At 37.4% G+C, this 13,803-nt stretch carries 8 protein-coding genes; 3 read left to right on the forward strand and 5 right to left on the reverse strand.

Going from position 1 to position 13,803, the window contains the following annotated elements; genetic code table 11:
* Window position 1: 1 nt before the first annotated feature.
* Complete coding sequence (locus tag V7077_RS20765; RefSeq protein WP_335505456.1) at window positions 2-2,464, reverse strand: glycoside hydrolase family 2 TIM barrel-domain containing protein; 2,463 nt, start codon at window positions 2,462-2,464, stop codon at window positions 2-4.
* A 204-nt stretch (window positions 2,465-2,668) separates the two neighbouring features.
* Here V7077_RS20765 and V7077_RS20770 point away from each other — a divergent pair, with 204 nt between their 5' ends.
* Complete coding sequence (locus V7077_RS20770; protein ID WP_335505457.1) at window positions 2,669-3,493, forward strand: helix-turn-helix domain-containing protein; 825 nt, start codon at window positions 2,669-2,671, stop codon at window positions 3,491-3,493.
* 243 nt (window positions 3,494-3,736) lie between these two features.
* Here the strand turns inward: V7077_RS20770 and V7077_RS20775 are convergent, their stop codons facing one another.
* The 4 genes from V7077_RS20775 to V7077_RS20790 all read right to left on the reverse strand — a co-directional run bounded on the left by V7077_RS20775 (window position 3,737) and on the right by V7077_RS20790 (window position 10,827).
* Window positions 3,737-6,649 (reverse strand): family 78 glycoside hydrolase catalytic domain, encoded by a 2,913-nt coding sequence (locus tag V7077_RS20775; protein WP_335505459.1) that lies wholly within the window; start codon window positions 6,647-6,649, stop codon window positions 3,737-3,739.
* A gap of 123 nt (window positions 6,650-6,772) precedes the next feature.
* Window positions 6,773-8,065: an MFS transporter gene (locus tag V7077_RS20780; protein WP_335505461.1), complete on the reverse strand. Its 1,293-nt coding sequence runs from the start codon at window positions 8,063-8,065 to the stop codon at window positions 6,773-6,775.
* A 201-nt stretch (window positions 8,066-8,266) separates the two neighbouring features.
* Window positions 8,267-9,535 (reverse strand): glycoside hydrolase family 1 protein, encoded by a 1,269-nt coding sequence (locus tag V7077_RS20785; protein WP_335505462.1) that lies wholly within the window; start codon window positions 9,533-9,535, stop codon window positions 8,267-8,269.
* A gap of 407 nt (window positions 9,536-9,942) precedes the next feature.
* Window positions 9,943-10,827 carry a LysR family transcriptional regulator gene (locus V7077_RS20790; protein WP_335505463.1) on the reverse strand — a complete coding sequence of 295 codons (885 nt, stop codon included), beginning with the start codon at window positions 10,825-10,827 and terminating at the stop codon, window positions 9,943-9,945.
* Between the two features lie 503 nt (window positions 10,828-11,330).
* Between V7077_RS20790 and V7077_RS20795 the strand changes: the two genes are divergently transcribed.
* A complete protein-coding gene (locus V7077_RS20795; RefSeq protein ID WP_335505464.1) occupies window positions 11,331-12,380 on the forward strand; it encodes an ornithine cyclodeaminase family protein in 1,050 nt (349 codons plus the stop codon).
* Between the two features lie 42 nt (window positions 12,381-12,422).
* Window positions 12,423-13,565, forward strand: coding sequence for an aminotransferase (locus V7077_RS20800; protein ID WP_335505465.1), 1,143 nt, complete (start codon window positions 12,423-12,425; stop codon window positions 13,563-13,565).
* The last annotated feature ends 238 nt before the right edge of the window (window positions 13,566-13,803 follow it).

Genomic DNA, 13,803 nt, shown 5'->3' on the forward strand with positions numbered 1-13,803 from the left:
GTTATATTAACACTCCATTAAAATCTTCAATTTGATAGTTCATCTGTATCTTGATACTGTCTCCTCTTATACCTTCCGCTGTTGCAGAAATGATTGCTTTTCCTTCTGCTTTCCCTCTTACAACAATTAACAATTTCCCGTTATATGCTTTTCTAAAAAACTCCTTATAACTTTCTTCTGATACCGGATTTCCAGTGCCAATTGCGGCGAGCTCTCCTGCTCCACTAACTTCTACATTTACCAAATGTTCTGCATTTGGAACTAATAATCCATTTTCATCCCTAATACTGCAGGTAATATATTTCAAATCATCGGTGTTTAATGAATCCCAATTCTCTTCTTCCACTTCTAGTTTTACAGAATACGGATCCCCGCAAGTTTCAATTCTATCATTCTCAGCCTTCCTACCATTTCTATAATTTATTGCTTCAATGGAACCAGGGGTATAGTTCACTTCAAAACTTACCTTTAGTTCCTCATTCACTGTTTTTCTTCCGATACTGCTGCCATTAATAAGCAATTCAACCTCTTCAGCATTACTGTAAATATCAACTCGAACCTTTTGTCCTACATTCTTTGGGAAACTCCAGCTATGCACAACGTCACTCCAGCCCCAAGCAGACACTATTTCTTTTTTTCCAAAGTGTTCCGGTTTCAGTATCGCTAAATAAGGTTCTTTACGCTTATTCCAAAGTATTTTTCGATATTCCCCCTGTGGACGTATAAACCCACAAATATCTATATCGCCACAATTTGACAAGTGCCACGGATAATCTCCAAACAGGTTTCCTGTCTCATCATAAAAACTGCGTCCAATACCGGATTCCCCAATATAATCAATCGCTGTCCATGAAAAATCACCAATGACATGGGGATTTTCCTCCACCTTTTTCCACACAGATGCCATCATTTTGGGATAGGATTCTGTTCCGCAAATTACCCGGTCTGGAAATTTTAGGCCATCTTCTTCATACCGGCTATCAAGATAGTTATACCCGACAACATCTAAAGGCTTACAGAAGGGTTCTGTTAATTCTCCCCACTCAGCCGTCACGCGATCGCACTCTTTTAATAGTTCGTGGACTTCCGGTGGCAGTTCAGAAAGAACACCCGCGCTACCATTAAAGATGTTGGCCAATATCCCGCCAAATTCGCCTGCATCCAGAAAGATTGCATTTACACCATTTGTAACGGCTCTTGTTGGATCAAGTTTTCTAACAAAATCACATAGTTCCTCTGAAATCCGTACCCCTTCTGAATTTCCGTCTCGTTCACCGATTTCGTTTCCAATGGACCACATAATTACGGAAGGATGGTTTCTATCTCTATAGATGGTGGACTCTACATCACGCTTCCACCAATCTTCAAAATACAGGTGATAATCATAGGCATTTTTCTTCTGACGCCAGCAATCAAACATTTCATCGATCACCAGCATTCCATAATAATCGCATGCATCTAACAGTGCGCGTGATGGTGGATTATGCGCCGTGCGGATAGCGTTGTACCCCAGATCCTTTAACAGGCGAATCTTTCGATATTCCGCCACATCAAAGGCAGCTGCCCCAAGTGGACCATTATCATGGTGGATACACCCACCCTTTAATTTCAAAGAAGTACCGTTTAAACGAAATCCATTTTTTGAATCAAAAGAAATAGAACGAATTCCAAATGTTGTATCCGTTTCATCCATCAAGGAGCCATTTTTATAAATTCTTGTGAGTACTTTATATAAATATGGATTCTCGGTAGACCAAAGTGTAGGTGCTTCGATCAGCATGAAAGTTTCAAAGGTTGTTTTTCCTTCTCTATGAGCAATGCCGCTTTTTACTTCTGACATTATCTCCTTCCCATTCGTATCATAAATGGTAGTCTGACACTCTATGTTTTCTTCTGTAGATTGCACGTTTGTTATCGCTGCTTCAATTTTTACAAATGCTTTATCCTCTCTTACATCCTCTGTTGTGACACATAAGTCCCATGGATCGATATAAAGTTTTTCGGCTGTAAGAAGCTGTACATGTCGGTACAGCCCTGAACCGCTATACCACCTGGAATTCGGCAAGGCATTGTTATTGACAACGATCCGCAGCTTATTCTTCTGACCAAAGCGAATGTATTCGGCTAAATCTACTTTAAATTCGGTGTATCCATAAGGATGCAAAGCAGCCAGATGACCGTTTAGGTAGACCTCCGCATTCATGTATGCTCCTTCTACCAACAAGATATATACTTTTTCTTTCTCCTCTTCATGGATAAAGATCTCTTTTTCGTATGTGCCAATCCCTCCTGGAAAAAAGCCTCCTGCTTCATTCGATCCTTCTGATTCTGATCGATTTAATCCAATAGAAAAATCATGTGGCAGATTGACCGTATCTTTGAATGCTTTTCCTCGTTTATCCTTACTAGAGTTGCCTGTGGAATAACTAAATCTCCAGTTAAAATCCAAATTATTTTGCTTCATTTTTCATACTCCTTCATTGGTTTGAAAGGTTTCTACAATATAAATCTTATCATTCACTAAATTTATAACACATAACATTCCTCTTCAATTTCATGTTATTTTTGGTATGAATCTTTTAAAAAAAAGCTTTGATTTCTACTTTGTAAGGATGTAATCTTTAACTATCATGTTATTTTTGGAGAACTGATATGAGGAGTAATAAAATTGATTAATCCAACGAAGACAGATACATTTACTCGCTACTTAACGAATGATATAAAAAATGGAATTTTATCCTGTGGATTTGTTACAAGAAATACAAATGAGTTACCTATAACGATTGGTCATGAATATTACAACTGTTTTGTTATACTTCATGGTTCTGGACGTTTGTTAGATTTGGAAACGGGACAAGTCTTTCCACTTTCGGCACATTCACTTTGTCAGCAACTGCCAGGAAAAACATATTCTTTAATCATAGAGTCAGCCGAGCCTTGGTATGAATTTCATGTTAGTATCGGTGAATCCACCTTTCATTCTCTCGCTTCTCTAGAGCTGTTAAATCTAGTAACTCCCGTTTTTGAATTAAACCTAAAACCATATCTGGAGCAATGGTTTATCGATTTAATATTTCAGTTAAAAACAACCACAACAGCTGAGCTTCCCGAAGTTCTTTTTAATACACAAAAATTATTAATTAATTTGCACCGGGAAAACATTGTGAATCAAAGCAAAGACATCGAAACGATCATTTCAGGGACTAAACATATGCTATACGAGGATATATCATTGGAAGAGATTGCGGCATCTTTTCATATAAGCTATGAAAAACTCAGAAAATTATTTAAAGAGGCTGTTGGGATATCTCCGAAGCAATATCGACTACAAACCAAATTTCTTCTAGCTGAACGTCTTTTAACAGAGGGCTATTCTGTTAAAAGTGTAGCGAGCCATGTTGGATATCATGATCCTTTTATCTTTTCAAGGCAATTTAAAAAATACATGGGGAAATCCCCTAGTCAATTTAAAAAGAAACCTCTAGAAAGTTAGGTAATTTTTATTAGCCAAAAAGAGCACCTCAAGTTTGGTGCTCTTTTAACTTCACTTTATTGCTTTAACGCTTTATTAACAAATTTCGGGGCGATATTAACAATAATTTAGGGATATTAACAAATTCCAAGAGATATTAACAAAATTTGAGACCATATTAACAAAATCCAGAATTTATTAACAAATCCCCCAACCAACCGATATAAAAAGCCAATCACGACAGGTGATTGGCTTTAATCCTATTTATTCTACTAAAACAGCTTCCAATGCCAGCGTTTTTAACTCGCCAATAATAGCTTTAACCTTATCAACTGTGAGATTTACCTCTTGTAATTCCGCTAATTCTTTCAAGCTTCTAGCTTTTGTTGAAAAAATAGCAGGTGGTTTTGTGATACCAGGGGCAAATTTCTCTAATACAGCAACTGCCTCCATATAATCAAGGAAATCAATAATTGGTGTATCTTCAGTAAAACTTGGTCTCAATCCACTCTCGTTTCGATACCTAAAATGATAAAATCCAGAACCTACAGTGAGTCGTACACCCTCTTTGATTTCCAAATAAGAATGAATATCCCCTGAAACCAATGGTTTATTTCCTTCCAACACATCAGCAAGATTAGCTTTAGGTAAAAGGATCTCTGCAGTTGTATTCACAGGAATTTCAACCTCGATCTCTACCGTTTCATTTGTAAGGTTCCAGGATGATAAAATTCTTCCATACATGGACTCAAAGGCAGCTTTTGCTTGAGTAAACGAAATACCTGCAAAATTTGGTTGGATTTTTATTTTCTTATAAGCTGGTACAGCTGTATCCATATCGATCCCCGCTACGACTCTATACATCCAATTTCCTATTGAACCATATGCATAGTGATTGAAGGAATTCATTTGATCACTCCAGAACGAACCGTCTTGCTTAATGCTATCCCAATGCTCCCAAACGGTTGTGGCACCTTTTTTCACTTGGTACAACCAGGAGGGGAAATCATCCTTCATTAATAATTTGACAGCTGTTTCATGATAACCACCTTTTGTAAGAGCTAAACTGATATACGGTGTTCCGACAAATCCTGTGTTCAGATGATAATCATTTTGAATGAGTAATTGATTTAGCTCATAGGCCGTCCGTTCTTTGGCTTTTCCGTCTACCATATCGAACATCAGCGCAATGACATGAGCTGTTTGTGTTGGAGACACCAGTCTGCCTGATGGCGAAACAAATTCAAGATTAAATTGCTCGATAATCTTATCCAATAAGAAACTATATTCCTTAACTTCACCCGATTTCCCTAGGACCTCGGCCGCATCTCTTAGAATTCTAGTTGAATGGGCATAAAAGACGGTGGCAATAAAATCTCTTGCTGTGGCACCAACAAAGCTATTTTCTTTGGCATCCAGGGCTAACCAATCACCAAAATGAAAACCTGTATTCCATAGGTATTCGTTCTTGCCCTGCCTGCGGATATATTCTACCCACGCTTTCATACTGTCAAATTGCTCAGCTAGTACACGTTTATCTCCATAAGTCTGATAAATGGTCCATGGAATAATCGTTGCTGCATCTCCCCAAGCCGCAGAACCTTTTCCACCCTCCACATTCGGAATGACAAATGGTACATTCCCGTCTGGAAGCTGATCAGCCTTTAAATCTCTGAGCCACTTTGTAAAAAATGGACCACCATTGTAATTAAAAAGTGCAGTTGGAATGAAGACTTGTGCATCCGCCGTCCACCCCAATCTTTCACTTCGTTGCGGGCAATCTGTCGGTACATCCAGAAAGTTTCCTCTTTGCCCCCAAACAATATTTTGCTGAAGCCGATTCACTAGTGGGTCGGAACACTCAAATTCACCTGTTCGCTCCATGTCAGAGTGAATGACTTCACCGATAAAGTTTTCAAGCGGCAGACCGTTTTCCTGGCCAGGATATCCTTGCACTTTCACATAACGGAACCCCTGGAATGTGAAATGTGGAGCATAGATCTCAATTCCTTCACCCTTTGTTATATACTCTACCGTTTGCTTTGCAAATTTTAGATTGCCAAAGTAAATATTCCCGTCTTTATCTATAACCTCGGCATGCTTTAACACAATACGAGTTCCGACAGGGGCCTTCACTTTCAACCGAATTCTGCCGACCATGTTTTGGCCCATGTCTAAAATGGTATCACCTGCTGGAGTTACAAAAGTGTCAATGGGTTTAAGTACTTCGGTTACTCTGGTTGGGACATTCTCTTGTGATACCATTTGGGTAATAGGCATTACTTGAACAATGGTACCAATCCATCCCTGATCATTAAAGTTGGGAAGGGTCCATCCTTCTTTTTCAAGCCGCGCATCATACGTTTCCCCATGGTAAATTTCCGAAAATAAAATAGGTCCTGTGGAAGCTTTCCATGTATTATCTGTTACAATGACTTCTTCCGTACCGTCGCTATAAGTTACATGAAGTTGAAAGAATGCTGCCCGTCTATCTCCATAAATATTCCGATTATCTTCCCTAACGAGGTTTCCTTTATACCAGCCATCTGCCAGCATAACTCCGATCGCATTGGAACCATTTTGGAGCTGTTCCGTCACATCATATGTTTGATATTGAAGTCGTTTATGATAGCTCGTCCAACCCGGAGCAAGTAATTCATCACCGACGCGTTCTCCGTTTAGATATAATTCATACAACCCTACACCAGTGCCATAAATACGAGCCGAGGTCATACCGGTTTTTAGAGTAAATTCTTTTCTTAATAAAAATGCCGGCTCACTCAGCGGATCGATTCCATCTGGATCGGGTGTAATCCACTCTGCTTTCCACTCATCGGAAGTTAACAATCCAGTTTCCCACCAAGCGGTTTCACTCCACTCTGATACGCGATCAAAATTGTCCCAGATTTTCACCCGGTAAAAATACCTTGTTCGAGGCTTTAATTCGGGACCACCATATTCAATGTGAATAGATTCATCTGATTGAATAACACCTGTATCCCATGTCGTTGTAGTGAAATCCCGATCATTGGCCGTAACTTGAAGTTGATATGCCTTTTGCATTGTTCCTCGTCTATCTGATTCGATTTTCCAGCTAATTCGAGGTCTTTTTATATCAATTCCTAGCGGATTTTTTCTATATTCGCATGTTAATGCAACTACATTCAAAAGGGTCATTTTCTAATTCCTCTCAATCAATACTTCTTTTTTTATCTTGTAGATGAATTAAATACAATTGGGATGAATAATACCAAAGTACCATTCATCCCGATTTTTCTAAGTATTAAAAATTCAGTAGTTTCAAACAACTATTTCATTAGAAGAGTCTTTGTTGCTTTCTATGCTGGAGCCCATTTCCGGTATTGGAAGTACAAATATCGCTGATAGAATGGAGAATGCAGCTAGAACTAAGAAGAAAAGAGTATATCCATCTCCGCCAAACAGGCTTACTCCTAAACCGATTAAGGCAGGTGCCGCAAAAGTTACTAGTGTTGATGCTAAATTTGTAGTTGTATTCATAATCGAGATATCTTTTGCTGCATTCTCTTTGGATGGAAGAATACGGTTTACTAGTGCATTGTCAACTGCATTGTACATTCCAAAACCAAAGTTGAAGATAAAGTTACCGACAATTACCCAAGTTACGCTAGGAGAGAAGGCAAATACGATTAAACATATTCCTGTTAGAACGGCTGCTCCGATAACAAAAGGCTTTTGTTTCTTTAACTTATCTGATAGGAACCCGCCAAGGATTCCAGCCCCAACCATCATCAAAATCGTCGGAGCCATTAGACCCATAATTTTAAAGATTGCGGCTTCACCTAAGTGGAACCTTGCAATATAGAAAAGAGTTAACATCGTCGTGCCGGCATTCGTAAAATAGATAAATAACTTTGTTAATAACGCCCAGGTATAGGATGGGTGCTTTTTAAAACTTGGATAGAAACCTCTGATCCCAATTGACTTTTTATCACTTTTAGTTGTTACAGCAACATAGTTATCCTTAATAAGAAGGGCAGTTAACGCTCCACCAATTAGCTGGACAATTATCATAGTAATCATTTTCTCTTGTAGAGTAGAATTAGCAAAGACTCCCATAATCATTTGGCCAGTCATAACGAATGCAGGCGCTGCTGCACCAAGTAGTCCCGAAACTCGACCAAACTTTTCCTGTTCTACTTGTTCAGGAACAATGGCGTAACATGAAAGCGAAACCATACCATAAAAGAAATTCACTAGACATAAAGTAACGACAAACACCGGGATAGATGAAGCATATGTTAGACCTAACATACATAAGGCGCCGCCAATACTTCCGGCAATAATCCAGAACCTTCTTCTTCCCATCTTTACTCGGGTTTTATCTGCAATTACTCCGCTAAAAAGTCCAAAAATGACAACGGCTATGCCAGAGATTCCAGTGGCTGTAGCAAAAGCAGCGGTTGCATGTTCTTGTCCTACAATTTTAATAACAATAAATGTAGAAAGTCCAAATCCTAACAGTACTAATGGAGCGATCGAAGTACCTACACCCAGCATCGCTGCTATTAATAATCTTACAAAAGGCGTCTTTTTCATCATACTATTTTCCATTGGTTTAACCCCCTCTAATTTTAAAACAATAATTTAGTCAAACGCATGGGATCGTATAAATACTTGTTTTTAATCCCCTCCCTTTTTGATATTTCTATTTTAGCAAGCGTTTTCATTGTATTTAATGTTAAAACCAAAGCAGTATATTGCTCGATTCAAAGAAATTGTCAGACCCCGCGCCGGACCAGGGAGCCTAAGATTTTATTTCGATACTAAGGTGTTCATTTTGGCAATACTTCCTAAATAACGCGCACTTTCCTTTACTTTTCGTTCTTGTGTCGATCGATCCACTTCTATAAGGCCAAACCTCATTGAATAGCCAGACTGCCATTCAAAGTTATCAAAAGTGGTCCAGTGAAGATAGCCTCTGACGTCAATCCCATCGTCTAGACATGCCTGCACTCCTTCTAAAGCTTTACCGATAAATTCTACTCGGCGGGAATCGTCATCGGTTGCAATACCGTGCTCTGTAATCATTATTGGAATCGATAAATCTTTTGCGACTTTTCGAATGACATTACCTAGTGCCTCTGGATAAAATTCATACCCCATTTGTGTGAGTTCTGCCCCTTCAGCAGGCCTTACTTGTCCTTCAGGTCCATATACCTCTCTTGTATAATTTTGCAATCCGAAAAAGTCGTCTCCTTCGATCATCGACAAATATTGTCTAAAATAACTATGCCATTTCTGTGCGGCCAACTCCTCTCCCCCAGGAATAGACTGAATATCCGATAGAGCCATGGATAAACCTACTTTGGTATTTGGCTGAATCCTCTTAATTGCCTCACGGGCCTTTCTATGAGTTTCTTTTAATATATTGATAGAAGACTCATCCGAAATCATGTGGAATGTGAAGTAGTTTTCAATCGTTGTCCCGCATAATTTTGCTGCTGACTCTCTCCATTTAGGTACCACCCATGCTTCTCTTTCAATGCCAACTGGAGGGATAAAACCAATTTTCGAGAAAATTTCACGCAGCATAACTGGAAGGTTGATTTCATTCATCGTCAATGCGTACGGGATTAAATGACCTAATTCACGGAATACCACTTCACAATATTTAGCAAAACGATCAGGAACCTCAGGACTGGCCCACCCTCCCAGTCTCATAAGCCACTTAGGTGAAGAAAAGTGATGCATAGCAACCACAGGTGTGATTCCGTGTTCATAACATGTTTCAAGTACATCCCTGTAATGCTCAATCGCTGAACGTGAATATTGTCCCGGTTCCGGTTCAACTCTGGACCATTCGATTGAGAATCTGTAGGTATTTAAACCCAAACTAGCCATAAGGGCAATATCCTTCCGATAGAGCCGGTAATGATCAATGGTATCACCTGATTTATCTTTATAAGGTGAGCCCTCTGCATGCTCCTCTGCCCAGAAATCGCTGTTATAATTATTCCCTTCAACTTGGTAAGCTGCTGTTGTTGATCCCCAAAGAAAATTGGATGGAAACTGTAATTCCATTTTAAACACTCCCTGTATTCTTTTATCCTGCTGATTACCTATATTGTAGCAAGCGTTTTCAAACTATTTAATATCAAAAGTAAAGAGGTTTATTGCTCGAATCAAAGATTTATTAAACTGTTTTTATCAAAGTATCCATAATCTATTTTAAATCATCATAAGACGTGCCTTCATCCCGCTATGGTCTAGTTAATAATTCCAAAAAAAAATCCACCATCCATATAAGATTTGGTAGATTTAATAATGTTAATTGGTGTCTAATCCATAAAACATAAACAATTGCTTCATTTACCTTAACGCTAATTCGTGCAAATCCACCTCTTCTTCGTGGAAAAGGATTATCAATATCTATTACAGTATCAAATGCACTTAACACTGCAAATAAAAAGAAGCTAACACCATGCTACTTATTGTTCATTTATCACATGCCAAGCATCCTTTAATAAATCTGCAAAAGAGTTAACAGTAAGTCCATCGGATTTATTATTTAAATAAATAAAGTGTGTTTTAATAGATTGATTGGAATAATGTAAAGGAACGAGTTTCCCATTAGAAAGTTCTTCCTTAATTACATTTTCACCCAATAGAGCGATTCCTGTCTGATTGAGTACAGCACGTCTAATGGTTTCATCACTACCCCCACACTCGATTGTGGATACCGGTCGATAATTTAATTCTGTAAAGCATTGTTCAATAAGTCCGTCAAAACTACAGTTCTCATGATAAGCTAGAAATGGATAATTTGAAAAGATTTCTTCCCTTGTATGTTTTTTATAGATTTCTGATGCAACAACAAGTACCGCTCTCTCTTCATCAAGTAAACGCTTTTCTATAATTGATGATTCACAATCACAAGCAATTATACCTATATTCGCTTCGCTGTTAAGGACCTTTTGAATAACATCCAAGCTGTTACAGGGTAAAAGTTTCAGTGAAACTTGTGGATGCAGTTTCCTATAGGAACTAAGAAGTAAAGAAAGATGATTAATGCAGTAATATTCTGAAGCAGCGATTGTAAGTGATCCAGAAGGTCCATTAATTTCTTCCATATCCCGCTTTAAATCATCTACAATGTCTAATATTTTATCTGCATATCCCTTTAATTTTTTACCTGCAGGAGTTAGAAACGTTTTCTTGCCAACACGAGTAAAAAGCGTTTGATCCAATTCCCTTTCTAGAACTTGTATTTGAGTGGTAATTGTTGGTTGAGTATACCTCAATATTTTAGCTGCTTTTGTCATGTTAAGATGTTCTGCAACTACTTGAAAGGTTTTTAAGTTTCTGAGTTCCATAGCTTTCCCCTTCATACATTACTTATTACTAATAAAAATTGAGGAGACCACTAAATTTTTATTATGATTACCATTAAAAGAATCAATTTTAAGAATATGTTAGATTTAGAAAGAACATTAAGATTGATATTTCTAATATGTTATCAAATGAAAAGAGGTAATGCAAAGGAATATTCTGATGCAATCGCAACTCCAGTTCAGGGAATCTTGCGCGGTGAAAACGCTGCAGAAGTAATAATTCCGTTCTATGATTTGCATCTACTACAACCTTTAAGTTTTGTATTTGATATGTCTCGTTTCTTTCTATAACCTTCGACTTTAATATCTTCCTCATCATGAACGGAATATCCTAAGGTTTCTATTCTTGTTAACAATAATATTTTTCAATAGATACCATTTAATTAATTTATTTTTCCTACTTTCTAAACGTGTGTTAAGTTTGAAATACGAATAGTTTTAATAATATTTCTACGATAATGATCAAATTTCTGGAGGAGGAAATCATGTTTAGAGTTCTTAATCAGGAAAATATTAAAGACATTTTAGATTTGAGAAGCGTTATAAGTATTGTTGAAAAAGCGTATACACTAAAAGAAAAAAATGAGGCTTCTTTATTTCCAATGGTGTTTCATGAATTTGATCCAGGGAAAGCAGATATGGACATTAAATCAGGGGAATTATCAGGTGCAAATATCTTTGGGCTTAAATTGGTTTCCTGGTTTGGAGAAAATCCTGAAAAAGGATTACCAGCGGTTATTGGGACTGTATTAGTACTTGATAGTAGAACTGGAGAACCACTAGGTATTATGAGTGGAGAGTATATCACTATGATGCGAACAGGGGCTGCAGGAGGAATAGGAGCTAAATATTTAGCTAGAAAAGACTCCGAAGAGCTCCTTTTAGTTGGCTCAGGTCATTTAGGACCTTATCAAATCATGTCAACCTTAATGGTAATGGAAAACATTAAGAGGATTAATGTTTATAACGCCCGTTCCTATGATTCTGCAAAAAAATTCTGTGATTTGGTCAAAGATAAATTGTTACAACTTATTGCACCATATAAAAATCAAGATCAAGAGTTTTATAATCAATTGTTACAGCGAATTAATATACCAATATCAGCAACTAATGATATTGAACAAGCTACAAAAAGCGCTGATATTATTATTACCGCAACCCCTTCTCGTCAACCCATTATTAAAAAGGAATGGGTAAAGCCTGGAACACATTTCTCTTGTGTTGGAGCAGATATGCAGGGAAAACAAGAAATTGAAGAACAAATCTTCGCTATATCTCGTGTTTTTGTTGACGACGTAAATCAAGCCATTAGCGTAGGCGAAACCGAAATACCTTATATAAAAGAAATAATTAATACCGATGAAATCATATCCGAAATCGGGAGCGTTATACTTGGCCAAACTGTGGGCCGTCTCAATGACGAAGATATTACTATATTTGATAGTACTGGCATCTCTCTACAAGATTTATTAACAGCTAACTTTATATTAGAGGAAGCAAAAGAAAGACAAATTGGTATAGTGACTACTCTCTAAGATTACAAAAATATTGACGAGAAACAAATAGGAGGCATCATAATGGACATAAAAACATTCGCAGTAGAACACTGGATGAACTTGTATGAAATGGAGGCTGTTTATAACATCGCAGAAACTTGCGTAGAATCACTAACAGTAAACGAGTTAATTGCAATTGACGGAACAAACCCTGAAGAGTTTCTTCGTAATATAGGTAAGAAAAAATTAACCTATGGACATATTGAAGGTTCACCTGAATTTAGAACATTAGTATCAAAGCTTTATAAGAATGTTGAACCTGAAAATGTGCTAATGATGAACGGAGCTATTGGAGCAAATTTCTTAGTGCTATACTCTCTGATCGAGCCAGGAGATCATGTGATTGCTGTTCACCCTACCTATCAACAATTATACGATGTACCTGCATCATTCGGTGCAAGTGTCGATCTTCTTCCATTAAGACCAGAAAATAAGTTTTTACCAGATTTAGAGGAATTAAAATCCTTAGTTAATAAAAAAACAAAAATGATTATTATTAACAATCCTAACAATCCTTCAGGTGCAATTATTGAGAGAAAAATGCTTGAAGACATTGTTGAGATTGCCCGATCTTGTAATGCATATATACTATGTGACGAGGTTTATCGTAATTTATTACAGGAAGATGATCTTGATATCCCTTCTATTGTTGATTTATATGAAAAAGGCATAAGTACATCAAGCATGTCAAAAGTTCTTTCTTTAGCAGGATTACGACTGGGTTGGATTGCTGGACCTAAAAATGTAATTGGTGAGTGTTTCAAACACCGTGATTATACCACTATTAGCTGTGGCATGATAGATGATATTCTTGCAGTACATGCCTTAAAAAATTATAATAATATATTGAAAAGAAACCGTGAAATCATTAGAAATAACTTGGCTATATTGGATGTATGGGTTCAACAAGAGCCTTCATTTTCTTATGTGAAGCCCCGTGCAGGTACAACAGCTATGTTAAAGTATGATCTTCCTCTCTCTTCTGAAGAATTTTGTGTAGGTCTCTTTAAAGCAAATGGAGCATTTTTAACGCCAGGCTCTTGTTTTGATATGGAAGGTCATGTTCGAATCGGGTATGCATGCGATACGAATGTTTTGGTTGAAGGACTCAAGAAAGTATCTGAATATGTTCAGACATTGAAGCCAACAACTTTAGAGGTGTAAAGACATAGTATTCTTACCGGAATAACTCATATCAAACCTGAGATGGCTGACTTGCAAAAAGGTGGCGTAATATTTAGTTAGACACATCTATAAAAATGAATTAAAAAGATAAATACTAAACTGTTCCCCATGTCGAGTACACATAAAAAATAGTTAAAATGCTAAAAGAAGATTCCTATACTAACAGGAATCTTCTTTTTAAATTAAACTAGTTTTGTTACTTACAGATGAGGTAGTT

This window comes from Neobacillus vireti (assembly GCF_036962465.1).
GTDB classification, from domain to species: Bacteria; Bacillota; Bacilli; order Bacillales; family Cytobacillaceae; genus Neobacillus; species Neobacillus vireti_B.